The sequence below is a fragment of the Enterovibrio makurazakiensis genome (assembly GCF_050336585.1).
In the GTDB taxonomy this organism is placed as follows: domain Bacteria; phylum Pseudomonadota; class Gammaproteobacteria; order Enterobacterales; family Vibrionaceae; genus Enterovibrio; species Enterovibrio gelatinilyticus.
This window is the reverse complement of record NZ_JAKJSE010000044.1, coordinates 1-19,703: the sequence shown is the minus strand read 5'-3', so window position 1 is coordinate 19,703 and position 19,703 is coordinate 1. Positions and strand designations below refer to the sequence as shown.

The following is a 19,703-nucleotide window of genomic DNA, read 5'->3' as shown; positions in this document are numbered from 1 at the left end:
AGACCGGTTATCTAACCAGTCTGGAGTGACTCTCCCCTTACAATTGGAAGCGAGAGATTTCCGTGTTGAGTTGTTGAGAAAGGTGTGAAAGTTCGCTGGCTTGCTGCGACGCGTCGTTGGCTTCGTGTGCCAATTCATCAGAAGCAGAGCGTACCGCCTCGGTATTACGCGTAATTTCTATGGTGACCAGCGACTGTTCTTCTGCTGCGGATGCGATTTGTGTCGCCATGTCACTGATGGTGGATACGGATGCAGTGATTTGCGACAGGCTATTCGTTGCACTGTTAGCGTCTTCCACGCTGGTAGTAGCAAGGTGACGGCTTCCTTCCATGATAGTGACCGCTGAACGCGTGGTGTTTTGTAGCGTTTCAATGGTGGATTGAATCTCACGGGTTGAATCATGTGTGCGTTGGCTTAGTACGCGCACTTCATCAGCGACAACAGCAAAACCGCGGCCTTGCTCACCGGCTCGTGCCGCTTCAATGGCGGCATTCAATGCCAGCAAGTTGGTTTGCTCTGCAATGTCTTGAATGGTCGACAAGATAGAGTTGATACTTTGCGTGTGAGATTGAAGCTCAGCAATGACCGATGTCGCAGACTCTACTTCGACGGACAAATTGCCGATAGATTGTTGGCTCTGCTCCACTTGAGAAGCGCCAGACTCTGACGAACCAACAGCATCTTGCGAAAGCTTGGCAGTATTTTCAGCGCTACCTGCGATTTCTTGTGTTGCTGCCGCCATCTGGTTGATTGCCGTGGCGACCATGTTGATTTCATCTTGTTGGGTGCGAATTCGAGCGCTGCGGACACTCGCTTGGTCGGCAGCGTGATTAGCTTGCTCTGACAATGCCTCCCCGACACTTTTTAGCTGAGAAACCATGTTGTGCATGTTGGCGACAAAGGTATTGAAGTTGTGGGCAAGTTGGCCGACCTCATCGTTACTATGCGGTGTTAAGCGTTGTGTTAAGTCAGCATCACCACTGGCAATTTCAGCCATAGCATCAGCCACTCGGCTCAGGTCGCGGAACAAAACATTCACCAGCCACACCGACAATGCGAGCACCACCAATGCAACAGCAACGCTTGTCATGATAAGCGTTGTTACGGCACTATCATGAACGGCCAATTCAGTATCCATATCCAACTCAATACCAATGAACCACTTAGCCGAGGGTAATTGCGTAAAGAAGTAGGCTTTTTCGCTGCCATTGAGTGAAGATAAAACGAGGGCACTATCTTGAGCAGCTTGGCGTATAACAGGAAGGCTCAAAGCAGAATTGTATTGCGTAATAGGTTGTCCGTTTAGCGATGGGTTCTTGTGTGCAATTAGTGCCCCTTTTTCGCTAAACAACATGCCAAATGCATTTTTGCCGAAATGGAATTGAGATACGTCGTTGACGACCTTGCGAAGGCTAATGTCTCCGCCTAGCACACCATCAAGCTCGCCATTAAGATAGGTAGGCATCGCAATTGTCACCATGGTTTCGCCAGTGAGTGCATCGCGGTAGGGTTCGGTGCTGATGGTTTTGTTTTCTTTGATGGCTTTAACAAACCAAGGGCGTTGGCGAGGATCAATATCAACGCTTTGTCCGTTTGACAGCGCCAGTGTGCCATCGGTTTTTGCGTAGAAGGTCATGGCAAACTTGCCGGAGATTTGCAGCATTTCTAACGCGTTGACTTCGTTACTATGCGGCATGGTTTGAACATAGCCCTGCATAGCTGTTGCGTGCGCATCGAGCCAGTCAGAAAGCCCAACTTTTGCCACTTCCGATAGACTCTCTACACGATACTCCAAGCCTTGCTGAGTTTGTGTAGACAGTTGATTACCTGCCAAGAATGTTAAAACGGTTGCCATCGCCACCACGGCTATGAGGCAAGTGCCTGTGAGTTTTTGTTTGAGTGTAAGTGTCATTCCATTGTGTTCCTTGCAGCGCGATTGGGAAATCAAGTGATTGGCAAATGGCCATTCAATCTTCTTATTGTCGGTATGGAGTACTGTATCGACTAAAGCAGACGATGCTTTAGTTGAAAGAAATGATTATTTGATTTTGTTTCAAGGAAAGATGAATCGTTGTCGATACCGATGACAAGATCAAAGATGTACTGAGAGGTTGAAAAGAAAATTTGGTTTCTTGGACGTTTAGACGTCTATTTGTTGACGGGGTGAACGTTTCCTTTTACTCTGCGTTCAACTTCACAAAAAATATGCAACCTGACATGACACAGAAGCAATCAGACATTACCCCTTCAGCGTTGGCACTGTTGCCATTAGGGCTTTTCTTGAGCCTGTTTATCGGCACTGGCGTTTACTTTTCCACTCAAAATATCGAGTTCGCTTTTTATCAACTTCCAGCACCAATTGCAGTGTTGCCTGCAATCATGCTGGCGGTATTGATGAGCAAAGATAAGTTAAACACTGCAATTGGCCAGTTCATTGAGGGTGTATCACACCGTGACATCACGGCAATGTGTTTGATCTACCTGTTGGCCGGTGCTTTCTCGGCCGTCGCCAAAGCGACGGGCGGGGTGGATGCAACGGTTAACCTAGGCTTGGCTGTACTCCCTTCTAGCTTCATCTTACCGGGCTTATTCTTGATCTCTGCATTTATTGCAACATCAATGGGTACGTCGATGGGCACCATCGCCGCAGTAGCACCTGTTGCACTCGGTATTGCTGATAGCACAGGTATCGATACCGCATTAATGGCAGGTGTTGTGCTCAGTGGCGCAATGTTTGGCGACAACCTTTCTATCATTTCTGATACCACCATTGCAGCTACGCGCTCGCAAGGATGTCAGATGAAAGATAAGTTCCGAGAGAACGTAAAAATTGCCGTTCCCGCAGCAATGGTGGCATTGGTTATCTTCTTCTTTGCCAATGAAGTGACTCAAGCTCCCGTGTCGGGCAGCATTGATTGGCTGGCGGTATTGCCTTACCTGACAATATTGGTATTGGCGGTGTATGGCATCAATGTGTTCGTGGTGCTGACGATTGGCATCGTGTTCGCAGGTGTTGTGGGTCTAGCACAAACCGAAGGTTATAGCGTGATGGTCTTTAGCCAAGATATTTACGCAGGCTTTGGGAATATGCAGGAAATCTTCCTGTTGTCATTGCTCATTGGTGGCTTGGCAGAGTTGATGCGTCAGCAGGGTGGCCTTGCATTTGTCACCGAAAAGTTGAGCAAATTGATCATGTCTCGTGCCGACAAAGCAGCAGAGAAAGGGTCTCCGCGCGCGAGTGAAGCGGGCATTGCGTTGCTTGTCAGTTTGACCAACCTTTGTACGGCAAACAACACAGTCGCTATCATTGTGGCGGGCGGTGTGGCGAAAGAGCTATCCACTCAGCATGACGTTGCCCCAAAACGAAGTGCGAGCTTGCTAGATATTTTCTCCTGCGTTATTCAAGGTGTTCTTCCTTACGGCGCACAGGCATTGCTGTTGGGGTCAATTTTTGAATTGTCACCATTGTCTGTTGTTGGTCAATCCTATTACTGCTTCCTTCTCGCTATCGCCGCAGCGTTTGCGATTGCTAGATCACAGGGCCAGCACACGGTTAAATAACCACCTAAAACACCCTATTGTCGACGCATGATGTCTACCAATGGGGTGTTTTTCAGTGATCTGGGCGGCAGTTTGTTGAAAGAAGAATGTGATGGTGAGCGGATATATTTAGACTGTTTCGTGAAGATGAAAAAAGTCTATTTCAATCATCACAGAAGCTGGACTTAGCGCCAACTTCTTCGCTCACAACAAATATAGGTAACACCCATGAAGGATCGCCTTTCTCTCAAGGCAGCGATTAGCGCTGCACTGCTGGCCTCTCTGGCTGGCTGTTCAACCACCACAGAAACAACGGAAGTTGTACCGGGTTGGCAACCAGATACCACCTATAACGTCACCATTCTTCACACTAACGACAACCACGGTCGTTTCTGGCACAACCGCCATGGCGAATATGGCATGGCTGCACGTAAAACCCTGATTGATAACCTGCGTACTGAAGCAGAAGCTCAAGGTTCATCTGTGCTTCTTCTTTCCGGTGGTGATATCAATACTGGTGTTCCAGAGTCAGACTTGCTTGATGCGGAACCGGATTTCAAAGGCATGACCATGATTGGTTATGACGCAATGGCTCTGGGTAACCACGAATTTGATAATTCGTTAGACGTGCTAGAAAAGCAAATGCAATGGGCTGATTTCCCTATGCTGTCGGCGAACATATACGACAAGGCGACAGGCAAGCGTAAATACCAAGCTTACGAGATTTTCGAAAAGAATGGCCTACGCATTGCGGTTATCGGTTTGACAACAGAAGACACGTCGAAAATCGGTAATCCGGAGTTTATCGGTGAATTGGATTTTCGTGACCCGAAAGCCGAAGCTAAAAAGCTGATTGCAGAACTTGAAGCGACTGAAAAGCCAGATATCATCATCGCAACGACTCACATGGGTCACTACGAAGATGGTAAGCGTGGTATAAACGCGCCGGGTGATGTTGCATTAGCACGCTACCTAGATAGCGGCTCACTGGACATGATTGTGGGTGGTCACTCACAAGAGCCAGTGTGCATGGAAGGTCCAAACATGTACAACAAGTCGTTCAAGCCGGGCGACGAGTGTAAGCCGGATAGCCAAAACGGTACTTGGATTGTTCAAGCCCATGAGTGGGGAAAATACGTCGGTAAGGCAGATTTTGAATTCCGTAATGGCGAGTTGAACCTGGTTTCTTATGATTTAATTCCTGTTAACTTGAAGAAGAAAATTAAAGTTAATGGTGAGAAGAAGCGTGTATTTATCCAGAGTGAAATTCCAAAAGATAAAGAGATATATGACTTCTTGAAACCTTACCAGGACAAAGGCCAAGACAAACTGAGCGTTAAGATTGCAGAAACTAACGGTAAGTTGGAAGGTGATCGTAACGTGGTTCGTTTCCAGCAAACCAATCTTGGTCGCATGATTGCTGCCGCGCATAAAGAGCGTGCGAAGGCGGATTTCTCCGTGATGAACTCTGGTGGTGTACGTGATTCGATCGAATCAGGTGATGTAACGTACAAAGATGTTCTTACTGTTCAGCCGTTCGCTAACATGCTGACTTACACTGACATGAGTGGTGCAGAAGTGCTTGATTACTTGAATGTGGTGGCGACTAAGCCAGTAGATTCAGGTGCCTATGCGCAGTTTTATGGCATCGCAATGACGGTCTCGCCTGAAGGCGTGAGCGACGTTGTCATCAATGGTGAGCCGCTAGATACAAATAAAGTGTATCGCTTTACAGTCCCAAGCTATAACGCAGCAGGCGGTGATGGTTACCCTAAAATTGTGGGTCACCCAGGTAACGTAAATACCGGTTTTGTTGATGCAGAAGTCCTCMAAGACTTCCTAGAGAAAAACTCACCGATTGATGTGAACAAATATGAACCAAACGATGAGATTGTTTACAAATAAACGCAGGTGAGTTGAAGTGAGTGCAATCGCTCTTGCTATCACGCTCTCGCAAAAATGGCACTGGTGACAGTGCCTTTTTTTATGTCATTATCGATACGATATTGATAAGGCTGTTGCCGTATGCATGCCATATGGCTTTGCTTCGCCATGCTTGAGAGAAATAGATATGACACCGGCTATCACCCTTGCAGAAAAATCAGGTATTCCCTTTCATGTTCATAGTTATGAGCATGACCCAAGCAACACGCACTTTGGTCTTGAAGCGGCGTCTGTACTAGGGCAGGACCCTGCGCGCGTGTTCAAAACTTTGCTATTTGCCATGAATGGTGATCCCAAGAAATTAGGTGTTGCCATTGTTCCAGTTGCGGGTCAGTTAGACCTCAAAGCGGCAGCGAAAGCGGCGGGAGCGAAAAAAGCAGAGATGGCCAACCCAGAGATAGCTGAAAAAACCACGGGTTATGTTGTGGGCGGTATTAGTCCACTAGGACAGAAAAAAAGGCTTCCAACGCTACTCGATACCAGCGCACAGCAATTCGATACGATCTATGTAAGTGCGGGTCGGCGCGGGCTAGAAATTGAATTATCACCGTCTAACTTGTTGGTGCTAACACAAGGTAAAACGGCGGATATCGGAAAAGAGGGGAAATGATGCTTAAAAGGCTACCTGCATTCATGTTGGCGTGCTTACCTTTCTCTTCCACGGCACAGCAACCTGATTCCGTTATCATGACGTGTTATAAAACCAGTGAGCATCATGTCCAAGTCACCGCATGTCTTGATAATCACTGGCAACTGGCTGAAAAGAAATTAGATAAAACTGTCGCTTCATTGAATGCACACCTCACCAAATTAGATGAAATGTCGTCAGCATCAAGTGCAGCTAAAGCCGCGGGATTCATGATGACTCACTTTAATGTATGGCGAGAGGCGCAATGTAAAATGGTGGAAGCCAGCTATGCATCAGGCTCAGGTAGTGGTCAAGGCTATCTCAGTTGCATGATTGAATTGACGCAAGAGCAAATCGAAAGGTTGAACCACGTAATGGGTGTTAAGGAGAAGGCAAAGTGAGTATTTCCGTTTGGTTGAGCCTAGTGTTGGTATGCATGCTAGGCGCCATGTCGCCAGGGCCTAGCTTGGTCGTTATGGTTAGGCACAGTCTTGCCGGCGGGCGTTTACACGGTATTGTGGCAGCATGGGCACATGCGTTGGGCGTTGGTTTCTATGCGGTGCTGACTTTGCTTGGTCTTGCGGTTGTTCTCAAAGAATCTCCTACCTTATTTTCTTTTATTACCTATGCGGGTGCCGCGTATCTGGCATGGCTTGGAATCAAGTCGTTGCGAGCGAAGGGAGGGGTTGCTGCCAAATTGGAAAAAGGAGAGAAAACCACATTGCTTGAAGCCGCAAGGGACGGAGCAATGATCTCGGTACTCAATCCAAAACTCGCGCTGTTTTTTCTCGCATTGTTTAGCCAGTTTGTCGCAATAGGGACTGACACGTTCAGTCGTTCTGTTATCGTGGCAACGCCGTTTCTGATTGATGGTTTATGGTACACGGTAGTGGCTCTGGTACTTTCGTCGAGCCACATGTTAGAAAAGCTTAAGAAAAATGCATTATTGATCGATAGGCTGTGCGGATTGGTTTTGTTGGGCTTGGCAGCTCGAGTCATCATAACGATGTAAGCCATACTCGCTCTATGTGAGAGACGCTGTCATTTGAAATAGCGTTGTCATTGGAAATAGAAAAGGAGCGATAGTCGCTCCTTTTTTGTGTCTTTGAATATGAAACGATTAACCGCGGCGGTGAAGATGGCGCTCGCGTGTCTCCAGTTTCTTTTCCTGACTCTTTTTGATTAACGCGTAAACTGCACCAGCTCCGCCTTGGTGGCGTAATGCAGAGTGAAAACACTGCACATCACTAATTTGCTCAAGCCACTGGCAGACATAGCTTTTCATCTGCGCTTGAGGCGTTGAGCGTTCCCCTTTGCCATGCACGATAATCACAGTGCGAATATCCATTCTCTGGCATTGTTTTAGAAACTTAAGGATTTCTTCTCGCGCATCTTTCAACGTGAATTTGTGAAGATCTAGGCGAGCTTGAATGTCATATTTACCCAGTCGAAGCTTTCTGAATACACCGTCTTGAACACCCGCTCGCTTATAAGCAACGATATCATCGGGCTTGAGCATCTTAGCGTAATCAAGGGATAGGTACTGTGGGTCACCATCAGACAGCTTCTGAGCTGCAAGTTGACGGGCCAACTGTGCATCAGAAGGTTTGTGTGGGTGGCTGGTTCTTTCGACCGTATCGTGATCGATAGGGGATACATCAGCCATCATTTCCCGAAAAATATCGGACTCATTATTACCGTTCATAGCCGTTACGGATTGGTGAAGCATGGCTGCAGTATAATTGGAAATTTTGATTAGGTCTCGTAGAACGTAAAATGAGAAAAGCCTGATAGCGGAAAATGATAACTAAGGGACGTGCAGAAATAAAAAAAGCCAGAGCAGGTAGAAGGCTCTGGCACAATAACTTCAAATGAGAGGGTAACTTATTGTGTTCCTGGTGCTTGAAGCGCTTTATATACAAAGAAACCACCCATGAACATGATCATGCCAACAGCAACAAAAATGACGATCATTGAGGAGAGGCCAATTGCGTTTCCGAAAAGTAGGTCTAACCAGAAGTCCATTTTTGTGATTCCTATGTCTATGAAAGTTAATACTAGGTTGCCAACTGGTGAATGATTCATCGATGATCCAGATCAAGTGAACGGCGTGTTATAACGACGTAATAATTCAACTGTGTTTGAGGTCGCAATTTATCCGTATTTGGTGATCCTTTAAGCGATCAGTCCGTAACTCATGAAAAACGTGATAAAACACTTGAGTCTACGGCGAGGATGAGTAATATAAGCCACCTCCGCAGCGCATAGCGCAGCGGGCTTGTCGGTGAATAGCGCAGCTTGGTAGCGCATCTGGTTTGGGACCAGAGGGTCGGGGGTTCGAATCCCTCTTCACCGACCACTATTTTTGGTTAACAGCCGCCTCTGAGAAATCGGAAAGAGTTGTATCTCGGTGAATAGCGCAGCTTGGTAGCGCATCTGGTTTGGGACCAGAGGGTCGGGGGTTCGAATCCCTCTTCACCGACCACTATTTAGGTAAACATCCACCTCTGTTAATTCAGTAAGCGGTGTGAATAGTGCAGGTTGGTAGCGCATCCATCTTTTGATGAAAAGCGGACCAGAGGGTCGGGGGCTTGACGGCAAGTCCCATCGAATCCCTCTTCACCGACCACTTTCAGGTAGACAGCCACCTCTGAGTAATCAGGAAGTGTTGTACCGGTTCGGTGAATAGCGCAGCTTGGTAGCGCATCCGGATCTTGGGAATGGCGGACCAGAGGGTGACCCTCTGAGAGCATCTCAAAAAACGCAAAATCTCGGTGAATAGCGCAGCTTGGTAGCGCATCTGGTTTGGGACCAGAGGGTCGGGGGTTCGAATCCCTCTTCACCGACCACTTATTCGAAAGCCTCTGCAGAAATGCAGAGGCTTTTTTCGTTTAGGTGCTATTGGGTTGGTCAGTCATGCGTAATGCATGATGGTCGGTACTGAATGCCGAACCAATCGAATTACTCTTCACTGACCACTTTCAGGTAGGTAGCCGCCTCTGAGTAAGCAGGAAGTGTTTTAACGATTCGGTGAATTTCGCAGCTTGGTAGCGCATCTATGCTTCTAAATAGAAGAGGACCAGAGGGTCGGGCACGGAATGCCGCCCAGCTCGAATCCCTCTTCACCGACCAAGTATTCGAAAGTCTCTGCAGAAATGCGGAGGCTTTTTTCGTTAGTGAGGAATGGTTTTTTTGAAACTCGAAATGCTACAACCAGCACTTTGCGGTAACATACCCGCTATCAGAGAATTAAGTCAGTATTAGCAGGGTAGTTGTATGCGCAAGTCATTTATTATTTGGTTTATTTTGCTTTTCTTCGTATCAATGATTGTGACTAAAGTGGTGGTCGGCAGCTAAGGTCGACCTTTTATCACGACGGGAATTCAGGCAGTTCGCAGTCAGCTTTTTGGCCTTGATTCAATGGTGTGATAGTGAACCCTTTGTTATTCAATAGCGTTAATAGCCCTTCTTCTCCCGGCAAATGCAACGCACCCACAATCACCACGTATTCACCCTTCGGCATTTGTGCTGAATCAGTCAGCATTTTTATCCAATTGATATTACGGTCGATCAGTAGCTTGCGTTCGAAATCGCTGGCATCCCCCATTTCATCAACAATTGTTGTCATTTTCTCGTTATCACCGACATGCCATGCTTCAATCAGGCACGGCATAAACTCTTTTGAAAGTGCCCAATGCGTTAGCGTATCGTCCAAGAGGGCGAGACCGTGGTCACCGGTTCCTGCCAGTAAATCAATCTGCTCTTGAACCGTTTCAAACGTCTTCACGGGAATATTTAAGTTTTTTGTGCGAGAAAGAAAGTGCAGATCGATGCCTAGTGCTTGTTGGAGGTCCAACGTTTGGCTTTGCGCAAGTTGTAACACCATGGCGGTTTGCCAAGGTGGCATGTTCAGTAATACGGATTCTGGATAACCCAATTCTTTTGCGATGGTGGCGAGTGCATCTCGTTGTGTCGAATCGACCAGTTCGCTGGTGGGTTTTCCTTGGGGAAATGTTACTTGTGTATCGTTGTTCACATCCGCTTCGACTATCAATGCGTCGGCCTGACGAAACCGTGATTCAATCACGTTAGGAAGCGGGTAAAAGTCAGGTTTTCCCAAATGGACCGAGCCCATTAAGGTATAGGTAAGTTCACCTTTTTGTGCTTGCCACACCAAAGGTTCAGCTGTAACAGATTGAGCGAAGAAAAATGCAAATAGCGCGGGGAAGAAACGTTTCATTAAACCTCCATACCTGTGGTTATTCAGTATGGAGGCTCTGGTTCTAAAAGTCAGCTTTAGTTGTGGCTGTTATAAATCATGGTCATGCCAACGTGAGAGAAGCCCACTACGTCATAGGCGTCTTTCTCGTCTCCATACTCCATACCCGGTGAGCCCATAGGCATACCTGGAACAGCAAGGCCAGCAAGCTTAGGTTTTTCAGCAAGGAACTTCTTAACGTCACTGGCAGGAATATGGCCTTCAAATACGTAGCCATCAATCACTGTGGTATGGCAAGAAGCGAGCTGTGGTTTGATGCCAAATTTTTGTTTGATAGGGTTCATGTTGACATGATCTTCGGCGGTCATTTCAAAGCCATTGTCTTCCATGTGTTTCACCCACTCTTTGCAGCAACCGCAATAAGGGGATTTGTAAGTGATGCCTGTTGCCGCAAAAGTGCTTGCTGAAAGAAGTGCGAGGGAAAAGGCAGCAAGTTTAGGTAGAGTTTTCATGATTATCTCCTCAATATTTTTTGATTTTTATGGCCATGCGCACCAGTACGGGCACATGGCTCAATGTTTAGTTTTATTGTGTATCTTTCTTGCCTGATAGCCAGAACCACCAAATGATTAAAGCAATTAGGCCAACGCCTATCAGATTAACCAACATGATTACCTCCTTTGCGAGGTTTGAACCAGCGCAGTCTATTTGCGTTACTCACCACAGTGATAGAAGACAGCGCCATGGCAGCCCCCGCCACTACAGGGCTTAGTAATGCGCCGGTGAGGGGATATAGCACACCCGCCGCAATGGGAATACCCAAAGAATTGTAAATAAATGCGCCAAACAGGTTCTCTTTCATATTACGTAGCGTTGCTTTGGACAATTCTAATCCGTCTGTCGCAGCATCAATGGAGTGACGCATCAATGTGATTTGCGCACTTTCAATGGCTACGTCGCTACCGCTTCCAATGGCAATCCCCACTTCAGCTTTAGCAAGCGCTGGCGCGTCGTTAATACCATCGCCTATCATGGCGACTTTACGCCCTTCTGATTGCAAGCTTGAAATCACATCGGCTTTACCATCCGGTAGTACGCCAGCGACAACATCATCAATCCCTGCTAGTGCAGCAATGGCCTTGGCAGTATCAGGGTGGTCGCCTGTTAGCATGACGACTTTGTAGCCTAAACTCTTCATACGAGCCACGGCGCTGGTTGAATCATGGCGTAGTGGGTCGCTAATTCCAATCAACCCTAATAACTGCGTGTCGCGGGCAAGGTATACAGTGGTTTCACCGCGTTGGGCTTGTTGTTTGGCGTGATCGCTTGCATCGCTGACATATACGCCTTTCTCTTCCATCAAACGCGCATTACCGAGAAAGTATGTGGTGCCGTTAATGCTTGCTTGCAGGCCCTTTCCGGGAATGCCTTCAAAATGCGCAATATCCGATAACATCAATGACTTTTCTTTGGCTGCATCCAACACCGCCTTGGCGAGAGGGTGCTCAGAGCCTTGTTCTAAGCTGGCAGCCAATTGAAGCATTTCTTGATCGTCGAGAACCATACTGTCTAATGAAGTGACTTGTGGTTTGCCTTCTGTCAGTGTTCCGGTTTTATCTAACACCACAGTATTAACGCCAGCCGCATGTTGAAGTGCTTCTGCATCTCGAATTAACACACCGAGTTCTGCTGCGCGTCCAACCCCTGTGGTGACAGACATGGGCGTTGCCAGTCCTAGTGCGCAAGGGCATGCAATGATCAATACGGTTGTTGCGGTCACTAACATGAAGCTCAGCTTGGGATCAGGGCCAAAGTTGTACCAACCTAGCGCAGTAAGAATCGCAATGATCATCACGGTCGGGACGAATATTGATGAGACAGTATCCGCCATACGTGCTAATGCAGGTTTACTGCTTTGCGCTTGTCGGACCAAATGGATGATGCGCGACAGCATGGTGTCGCTGCCAATGCCCGTAGCGGTAAATAACATACTGCCGCTTTGGTTTACTGTCCCTGCGTGCAACGTGTCTCCGGTGACCTTTCTGACGGCGAGAGGCTCACCAGTCAACATGGATTCATCGACATAGCTTTCGCCACTGTCAACAACGCCATCAACGGGGATTTTTGCCCCGGGTTTGATGCGAAGAACCATACCTGCGGTGACATCCGACAGCGCGACTTCGCGCTCTTGCCCGTTTTCGACGACTAAGGCATTTTGCGGCTGAAGGTCGAGCAGCCTATCTAACGCTTTAGACGTTGAAGCGCGAGCTTTGGCTTCAATCGCGTGACCGAGGGTGACCAAGCCAAGAATCATCGCGGTGGCTTCAAAATAGACGTGTCTTGCTTGTTCAGGAAATAGCGTTGGCGCAATCACAACGGCAATCGAATAAAGCCATGCCGAGCCAGTACCTAAGGCTACCAAGGTATCCATCGTCGCTCTGTGATGCCGCAATGCCTTAACGGCATTGATAAAGAAATGCTTACCCGCGGTGCAAAGCAGCGCCAACGTCAGGAGTGCAATTATGCCCCAAGCAATTTGACTGTTGGTGCTGTCGACAGTCATTGAGCCACCGAATAACCCCCATGCCATCAGAGGGGCACCTAGCCCCAAAGATAGCCATGTGTTGCGCTTGTGTTCCGCAAACTGTTGGCTATGCAGGGCCGCTTGTCGTTCTCTGCGTGTGGTTTCATCTTCGCTCACCTCAGCACCATACCCTGCGCTTTCAATGGCGGTAATGAGTGTCTTTGCGTCAGCATGGCCGGAGACTAGTGCGGTACGTTCTGCCAAATTGACGTTGACGCTATCAACGCCAGAAACGCTTTTAATGGCACTTTCGACCGACGATACGCAACTTGCGCAGGTCATGCCTGAAAGAATCAATTGCAGTGAAGCCGTATTGGGTTTGTTGGCAACTGGCGCTTGAGTGACGTTGGCGTCGGTTTTTTGCAAAGGAACTGAACCCGCAATGCCTGCCGTTGGGGTGGCCTCGTCCTGATCGATAACCTGATAGCCAACCTGCTCAACGATTGCAACCAGTGCATGTCGTTTTAGCCCACTGGAAATGGTAGCTTCAGTTTTGCTCACTTTGAAATCATAAATATCAGGGGATGCGTCAAAGGCTGCTGTCAGTTTAGCCACACAACGACCGCAACTCAGGCCGGCAAGTGGCAGCGTGACTGTGTTGCCGACTTGATAGCCAAGGGACTCAATAGCCGCAACCACTTCATGGACTGGCGCATCAGCGTTGATTTTTATGCTGGTTTTGTCTGCACTGGCTTGGGTTACGCCATCAATAGCGTCAACCGCCGTCATAACCTTGCGTACACAATTCATGCAATTCAGCCCTGATAAGGGAAGCGTGATCAGATTTTGTGCTTTGATTGGCGAGTTTGGGTTTGGAGCTTGTATATCAGCCATGCGGTAACCTTGTTTCGCCCATAGTGACTTGCGGTCAGGCGTTGGAATTGTTCATAATGTAAAGCATAAACCTTCCATCAACTGTAAGGTCAAGCATGAATGTGAGATTGGGAGCGATTGATGAAGATTAATGAAGTTGCCCGTATAACGGGGCTAACCGCGAAGACCATTCGATTCTATGAACAGAAGGGTGTGATCAGCGAACCGGATCGCAGTGAGAACGGATACCGAGCTTACAGCGAACAACACATTAATGAACTGCAGATGATCAAGCGATCACGGTTGGTTGGATTTAGTCTCGATGAGTGTCAATCCTTACTGGATATGTCACGCAATCCGAACCGTCGAAGTGCCGATGTAAAACAGAAAGCACTAGAGAAAATCGCAGAGATTGATGAGAAAATTATTGAGCTGAAAGCGATGAAAGCCTCCCTTAAGTCTTTAGCGAATACATGCCCCGGTGATGAGAGTGCATGCTGTCCGATCATTGAAGCTCTTTCTCAGGGCAATGATTGAACAATCACTTCTCATGAAAAAATCCGCTCATTGAGAGCGGATTTTCTATTTTTGCGCATAGAGTTAGTTCGTGAGTTTAGTTGGTGAACTTAGTGCGTATGCAACATAGCCATGTCATGTCTGCTATCAAGCGCGAAGCTTGAATTGGCCAACAATACTTTGTAGCGTATTTGCCAATTGAGAAAGTTCGTTACTGGCATTGACGGTTGTTTCGACACTGTCTGCGCTTTCTTTCGAAATCGAGCTGACCTCTTGAACGTTTTTGTTTATTTCTCTTGTCGTTGCACTTTGTTCTTCACAAGCCGTAGCATTCAGCGTACTGAACTGTTGTATTTCGTTGATCGCTTTTGTGATGATATTGAACGCATCGCCAGACTTGCCAGCATCTTCTACGCTGGCGTTGACGATAGCACTGCTTTTCTCCATGCTCGTGACAACTTCGCGAGTACCTTGTTGTAGTCTCTCTATCAGACTTTGAATTTCTGATGTTGAGTTCTGAGTTCGCTGAGCCAATCCCCGCACTTCGTCCGCAACAACGGCAAACCCACGGCCTTGCTCCCCAGCCCTTGCTGCTTCAATCGCTGCATTCAATGCAAGCAGATTAGTTTGGTCCGCAATACCTAAGATGACGTCAAGAATGCCGCCAATGTTATCGGTTTCTTCGGCGAGTTGATTAAGACGATTAGCCGTTGTGTTGACTTCGTTTTCAAGTGTTTGAATGCTGTTGATAGTATCTTGTACTACTTTCAGTCCTGATTGCGCTTCACCGTTAGCCTGATCAGCGAGTCTTGCAACGGCTTCGGCATTGCTGGAAACGTCATTAACAACACTTTCCATCTCTTGCATGCCAGTCGCCACTTGTTCTGTCATGTGTAATTGATTCTGTGCCCCCTCGCTAGTGGCATGGGTGGTACTTCCCAAGTCACCTGAAGCGACACTGAGTCGATCACTGGCTTTAGCCATACTCGTGATGATACCGCTGAGACTTTCAGAGGTATCTCTCAGCGCATTTTGGAGATGTCCAATTTCGGTATTGGCGCCTTTTTCGAGTGTAAACGTCAGGTCTCCTTTTGCGAGTGAGCCTGCAGCGGCAACCACTTTGCCGATTGGCTTCGTAATTGTGCTAGATACAAATAGACCAAACAGAATAGCGACAATGATGGTTGTTATGCCGCCGAAAATAATCACATTGGAAGCAATGACTGATGCTTCATGTGCAGCCGTGGAGCGTTGCTCCATGAGGCCTTGCTCGATTGAAACGATTGCAGCCACTTTCTCTCTCAAACCATCCATGAAGGCCTTGCCCTCTTTCTTTGATAGCTTGAGGTATAAGTCTTGAGACGTCGAAAATTTGTTGGCTTCTCTCACTTTAGTGATGGCTTGTTCTGCATAGTCGTTAATCCAGCCTTGCGCATCTGAAGCCAGTTGGGTGCCTTGAATACCTCCCAATATCGCTTCTGCAGTTTCTTTTCCTGCAATGTAGGGCTCTAAGTATTGCTCTTGTCGGTTTAGCAAGAAGCCACGAAGACCCGTTTCCATATTGATCATCGAGCTAAGAAGCCTGTTTCCAGCCAAACCAAATTGGTTTGACGCAATTTCTGCTCTTAGACCGTCCATTTTCTGTTTGCCGATCCCAGAGTCAATCAGTGCTTTCAACTCTGTGTTAATTTCATCACCAGCACGAATGTCTTTTCTAAGTGATATAACACTTTCTGCGTAAACGTCCCATTTGGCTGCATCTTTGGCGACGTCATCAAATCTGACTTGTTGGGCGGGGTTATCACTGGTGAGGTTTTTAACGATATCCAAATTTTCTTTGAACGATTTCATCCCGCCAAAGTAGGGTTCCAAATAGGCATCTTCCCCTCCAATAGCAAAGCCACGAAGACCTGTTTCTTTGTCGACCATGGCGTTGACAAGGTTATTTGAATGATCCATGACCTTGTAAGTATGGTTAACCATGTCTGCGGTTTTATCCATGGTATTAATGCCGTTCCATGCGACACCGCAAAGCAGGGCAAGCAGTAACCCTGTGATTATATTGCCGACAAGTAATTTTGATTTGATAGTTAGCTTGTTCATTAACACGGCATCCCCCTGGTTAACAGGCTTAATCAAGCTGGTTAAACAATCATTCACTAATGGTGTACAGAAAATAGTCTGGCTCAAAATTGAGTCGCTTGCCTCTATTTCTGGCAATTTTTGTTGGGGTATTCTGAAGGTGTGTTTTGCTTTGAAGTAGGCTGGCTGGGGTATTTAACTTTAAAATCAGTCGGTTAATATGTATTAGGATGTCTGGGTTTATGATGTTTGTGTTTGAATTAATTGTGAATTTCGAATAGGCATCGGGAGGGTGTTTTTATCACCCCCTTAATCGGGGAAATGACGACAATGTTTTCGACCAATGAAGCATCATTTCTCTCTTTGGGGGAATGCTTTTATACAGCGCTGATTGAGGTTTATTTTATTGATATACCCAAGCTTCAGTCAGCACAAAAAAAGGCCGCTCAAAAGAGCAGTCTATCTTAGGACTAGACACACCGACATAGGAGGTATCAATAAAGCAGTGAATACAGTTGGCGACGGTAACGGCTGGCAACTTCATTGCCCTGACCGAGGGCTGCAAGAATATCCATCATGGTTTTCTTTGCATCGCCATTGGCGCAGTTAAGATCTTTACGCAGTAAGCCGATGAGCAACTCTAATGCTTCTTCTTGACGGTTAACCTGACTGAATTGAATCGCCAACTCGTAAGCCAAATCCGCATTGCTTGGGTCAGCATCGTATGCGTTTTGAAGTTCGCGAATTTCTGGCGTGTCAGCGGCTTGCTTATGCAGTTCAACCTTGGCAATAAGTGCCTTGTATTGCGCATCTTGGTCTTGCATTAGCACGGTTGCAAGGGTGGCTTCTGCCGCGTCGTATTGCTGGGTTTCAACTAAGCACTCAGCCATGGCTAACTTAAATGCTCCGGCCTCACCCAATGCAGCTTCTAGCACTTTAAGTTGCTGCAACGCATCGGTGTAGTTGCCTTCAGCAATAAGTGCGAGGGCTTGTTTGAATGCTATTTCGTCTTGGCTTGGCAAATGACGAGTAAGCATTTCACGCACAGTATCTTCGGTTTGTGGCCCCGCAATACCATCAACAGGCTGTCCATTGCTGAACAATGCAAGGGTAGGCAATGCTCGAACGCCGAATTGCTGCACGAGAATTTGTTGCTGTTCGCAGTTGAGTAATGCCAGCGTGAAAGCGCCTGCGTATTCGTGTGCTAACTTTTCGAGAGCGGGAATGATCTCTGTGCTTTCTGGACTCATTTGCGCCCAAAAATGGATCAGGACTGGAGTGTTTACAGAATTCTCCAGCACTTGCTGAAAGTTTTGCTCGGTAAGTTCAACAATATAATTCGGTTGCATGGTTTCGCCCACTGAAAGGAGTAATGCTGTAAAGGTGGGGGGAGAGCACCGAAAATTCAAGGCATTAGGCGGCGAAATTCGTACTTGGTGGCAAAGTTGAGAGGTTTCATCAATAGGTTTGATGAGAAATGAAAAAAGCCACTGGTATCAGTGGCCTCTCTCGTTTGGCGTTTGTCGATATGAAACGCTGACTTAGAACACAAGCAATATCGCCAGCGTTACACTCAGACAGAGCCAGTTCAATTGACTTAAGGACATAGTCCGGCTCCTTGAGGGGAATTATTGTTTTTGTTTTCGTCCCCGTTCACGGCCTGATCCGACACACATCACACTGAAGTAGAAGGTTAGGGCAGGTGTTTCACGGTACAAGGAAAAGCTTACCAAGGCTTTATGACAAAACTATGAACCTGACAAAATTGTTTTTATGCATTTTTTTGGGATCCATTCGACCATTAGCCTCCTTTGGCTAAAACGCGGTCAAGCATTCGTGAAGGAAGCAGCCTTTTGCACAGAGCCATATAGTGCGTTGGCTTTGTTACTCGATAGCGAATTTTCGCTCTTGGTGCGGTTAGCGCATGCAGTAGCGGTGCAATAATCGCTTCAGAAGGTAGGGTATACTTGTTGGTGGAATGTTCGCTTTCCATGCGAGATTGCTGGGCACGGTAATCACTTTCAAAGCGACTATTGTTAATATTTATGGCTTGATAAAAGGCGTCAAGCGCATTGGCACGAAAGCGACTTTCAATCGGGCCGGGTTCAATGAGGCTAATTTGTATTGGCGTGCCCGCAAGTTCCAATCGCAGTGTGTCTGTCCAACCTTCAACAGCGAACTTGCTGGCGTTATAAGCGCCACGGAATTTCAGGGCGACGAAACCTAACACAGAACTGTTCTGTACGATTCGTCCCGCGCCGTTTTCCATCATCATGGGAATCACAGCTTGCGTTAGGGTGTGCCAACCAAAAAAATTAGTTTCAAATTGTTTCCGAAGTGCATCTGTGGGCAAGTCTTCCAATGCACCTGGCTGACCATAAGCGCCGTTGTTGAATAGCCCAAAGAGTTTACCTCCTGTGTATTCTCTTACTGCCTCCACGGCAGTAAGAATGCTGTTGGTATCGGCCAAATCCAGCTGAATACAGTACAACCCTTCGGCATTTAGTCGCGCGACATCCACACTTTTTCGGCATGACGCAATCACATCAAAGCCTTCTTTTGCCAATGCGTGGGCACACACGTAGCCGATACCAGATGAGCATCCTGTCACCAAAACCGTTTTTGTCATTGTTTTTACTATCCTTGTTTGTTCAGATGAGGGAGAAGTTGCTCAGTCACAAATTCAGCTATCCATGGTTGGGCGATGTCTTTCGGGTGAAGACCATCAGACATCATCCAGCCATCAGTGAGTACGACTTTTTCCATAAAAAAGGGAATGAGTGGGATTTGCATATCTTTACTTAGAGATGGATAGATATCGGCAAAGGCCTTGCTGTATCTTTGACCATAGTTAGGTGGGATCTGGATCTGCATAATGGCAACGTTCGCGCCATTTCCCTGACTAAGACTGATCAATTTGGCCAAGTTGCTACGTATTTGTTTGGGCGGGAAGCCTCGCAATCCATCATTTGCGCCTAGTTCAATAAATACCCAGTTAGGTTGATGTTGCTCAAGCAGAGCAGGAAAACGGTCTAGGCTGTTGCCACTCGTGTCGCCAGAAATGCTGGCGTTAATCACGCGCGTTATTGGGCTAGAAGAGGCCAATTTCGGTTCCATCAACGATGGCCAGCTTTTCTCAATGGCCATTTGATAGCCTGCGCTCAGGCTGTCACCCAACACAAGCAGCGTCTGAGCCGTGGCGCTTTGACTCAGAATTAAAAGACAGAAAGAAAGGATGCGAATCATGACAACTCCAGTGATCAGGGCCAGTAATGTTTCAAAAAAGGTGACGACGAATACGCAGTCTCTGACCATTCTGCAGGATGTTTCGCTTCAGGTCGAGCAGGGGGAAAGTATTGCTTTGGTTGGGGTTTCAG

The 19,703-nt window shown here is 47.2% G+C and carries 16 protein-coding genes, 5 tRNA genes and 1 pseudogene; 12 read left to right on the top strand and 10 right to left on the bottom strand.

Annotated features, from left to right (window positions below):
* Positions 1 to 37: 37 nt before the first annotated feature.
* The gene (locus L4D06_RS24685; RefSeq protein WP_429742089.1) at positions 38 to 1,912 is read right to left on the bottom strand and encodes a methyl-accepting chemotaxis protein; all 1,875 of its coding nucleotides are present in this window, start codon (positions 1,910 to 1,912) and stop codon (positions 38 to 40) included.
* A 305-nt stretch (positions 1,913 to 2,217) separates the two neighbouring features.
* Here L4D06_RS24685 and L4D06_RS24680 point away from each other — a divergent pair, with 305 nt between their 5' ends.
* The 5 genes from L4D06_RS24680 to L4D06_RS24660 all read left to right on the top strand — a co-directional run bounded on the left by L4D06_RS24680 (position 2,218) and on the right by L4D06_RS24660 (position 7,124).
* Complete coding sequence (locus L4D06_RS24680; RefSeq protein WP_429742087.1) at positions 2,218 to 3,561, top strand: Na+/H+ antiporter NhaC family protein; 1,344 nt, start codon at positions 2,218 to 2,220, stop codon at positions 3,559 to 3,561.
* A 207-nt stretch (positions 3,562 to 3,768) separates the two neighbouring features.
* Positions 3,769 to 5,445, top strand: coding sequence for a bifunctional UDP-sugar hydrolase/5'-nucleotidase UshA (gene ushA, locus L4D06_RS24675; protein WP_429742085.1), 1,677 nt, complete (start codon positions 3,769 to 3,771; stop codon positions 5,443 to 5,445).
* Between the two features lie 166 nt (positions 5,446 to 5,611).
* The gene (gene ybaK / locus L4D06_RS24670) at positions 5,612 to 6,094 is read left to right on the top strand and encodes a Cys-tRNA(Pro) deacylase (RefSeq protein ID WP_429742083.1); all 483 of its coding nucleotides are present in this window, start codon (positions 5,612 to 5,614) and stop codon (positions 6,092 to 6,094) included.
* Positions 6,091 to 6,513 (top strand): lysozyme inhibitor LprI family protein, encoded by a 423-nt coding sequence (locus L4D06_RS24665; RefSeq protein ID WP_274163517.1) that lies wholly within the window; start codon positions 6,091 to 6,093, stop codon positions 6,511 to 6,513. Before ybaK ends, L4D06_RS24665 begins: the two co-directional genes overlap by 4 nt.
* Positions 6,510 to 7,124, top strand: coding sequence for a LysE family translocator (locus tag L4D06_RS24660; protein WP_274163516.1), 615 nt, complete (start codon positions 6,510 to 6,512; stop codon positions 7,122 to 7,124). Before L4D06_RS24665 ends, L4D06_RS24660 begins: the two co-directional genes overlap by 4 nt.
* Positions 7,125 to 7,232: 108 nt before the next feature.
* Here the strand turns inward: L4D06_RS24660 and smrA are convergent, their stop codons facing one another.
* Positions 7,233 to 7,817 (bottom strand): DNA endonuclease SmrA, encoded by a 585-nt coding sequence (smrA, locus tag L4D06_RS24655; RefSeq protein ID WP_274163515.1) that lies wholly within the window; start codon positions 7,815 to 7,817, stop codon positions 7,233 to 7,235.
* A gap of 179 nt (positions 7,818 to 7,996) precedes the next feature.
* The gene (locus tag L4D06_RS24650; RefSeq protein WP_028023614.1) at positions 7,997 to 8,137 is read right to left on the bottom strand and encodes a DUF3149 domain-containing protein; all 141 of its coding nucleotides are present in this window, start codon (positions 8,135 to 8,137) and stop codon (positions 7,997 to 7,999) included.
* A gap of 257 nt (positions 8,138 to 8,394) precedes the next feature.
* On the opposite strand from L4D06_RS24650, the gene L4D06_RS24645 reads away from it, so the two are divergent.
* From L4D06_RS24645 to L4D06_RS24625, 5 genes are all read left to right on the top strand, one after another.
* Positions 8,395 to 8,471 (top strand) — tRNA-Pro (locus L4D06_RS24645).
* A gap of 49 nt (positions 8,472 to 8,520) precedes the next feature.
* Positions 8,521 to 8,597, top strand: a tRNA-Pro gene (locus L4D06_RS24640).
* A gap of 38 nt (positions 8,598 to 8,635) precedes the next feature.
* Positions 8,636 to 8,741, top strand: a tRNA-OTHER gene (locus tag L4D06_RS24635).
* Positions 8,742 to 8,884: 143 nt separating this feature from the next.
* Positions 8,885 to 8,961, top strand: a tRNA-Pro gene (locus L4D06_RS24630).
* A gap of 179 nt (positions 8,962 to 9,140) precedes the next feature.
* Positions 9,141 to 9,244, top strand: a tRNA-OTHER gene (locus L4D06_RS24625).
* Between the two features lie 238 nt (positions 9,245 to 9,482).
* On the opposite strand, the gene L4D06_RS24620 is transcribed toward L4D06_RS24625, so the two are convergent.
* The 3 genes from L4D06_RS24620 to L4D06_RS24610 all read right to left on the bottom strand — a co-directional run bounded on the left by L4D06_RS24620 (position 9,483) and on the right by L4D06_RS24610 (position 13,665).
* Positions 9,483 to 10,352: a TraB/GumN family protein gene (locus tag L4D06_RS24620; RefSeq protein ID WP_429742080.1), complete on the bottom strand. Its 870-nt coding sequence runs from the start codon at positions 10,350 to 10,352 to the stop codon at positions 9,483 to 9,485.
* A gap of 56 nt (positions 10,353 to 10,408) precedes the next feature.
* Positions 10,409 to 10,843, bottom strand: coding sequence for a DUF411 domain-containing protein (locus tag L4D06_RS24615; protein WP_274165251.1), 435 nt, complete (start codon positions 10,841 to 10,843; stop codon positions 10,409 to 10,411).
* 146 nt (positions 10,844 to 10,989) lie between these two features.
* A complete protein-coding gene (locus tag L4D06_RS24610; protein WP_429742098.1) occupies positions 10,990 to 13,665 on the bottom strand; it encodes a cation transporter in 2,676 nt (891 codons plus the stop codon).
* Between the two features lie 204 nt (positions 13,666 to 13,869).
* On the opposite strand from L4D06_RS24610, the gene cueR reads away from it, so the two are divergent.
* Entirely contained in the window at positions 13,870 to 14,265 is a 396-nt protein-coding gene (gene cueR, locus L4D06_RS24605) for a Cu(I)-responsive transcriptional regulator (protein ID WP_429742078.1), read from the top strand.
* A gap of 126 nt (positions 14,266 to 14,391) precedes the next feature.
* Here cueR and L4D06_RS24600 read toward each other — a convergent pair whose 3' ends face one another.
* The 4 genes from L4D06_RS24600 to L4D06_RS24585 all read right to left on the bottom strand — a co-directional run bounded on the left by L4D06_RS24600 (position 14,392) and on the right by L4D06_RS24585 (position 19,572).
* Entirely contained in the window at positions 14,392 to 16,347 is a 1,956-nt protein-coding gene (locus L4D06_RS24600; protein ID WP_337992919.1) for a CHASE3 domain-containing protein, read from the bottom strand.
* A 473-nt stretch (positions 16,348 to 16,820) separates the two neighbouring features.
* A complete protein-coding gene (locus L4D06_RS24595) occupies positions 16,821 to 17,675 on the bottom strand; it encodes a co-chaperone YbbN (RefSeq protein WP_429742076.1) in 855 nt (284 codons plus the stop codon).
* A gap of 452 nt (positions 17,676 to 18,127) precedes the next feature.
* A complete protein-coding gene (locus tag L4D06_RS24590; RefSeq protein WP_429742074.1) occupies positions 18,128 to 18,955 on the bottom strand; it encodes an SDR family oxidoreductase in 828 nt (275 codons plus the stop codon).
* Positions 18,956 to 18,963: 8 nt separating this feature from the next.
* Positions 18,964 to 19,572, bottom strand: coding sequence for an arylesterase (locus tag L4D06_RS24585; protein ID WP_274165246.1), 609 nt, complete (start codon positions 19,570 to 19,572; stop codon positions 18,964 to 18,966).
* On the opposite strand from L4D06_RS24585, the pseudogene L4D06_RS24580 reads away from it, so the two are divergent.
* Positions 19,571 to 19,703 (top strand): annotated as a pseudogene (locus L4D06_RS24580) (ABC transporter); the annotation flags it as partial. The gene L4D06_RS24585 and the pseudogene L4D06_RS24580 sit on opposite strands and share 2 nt — an antisense overlap.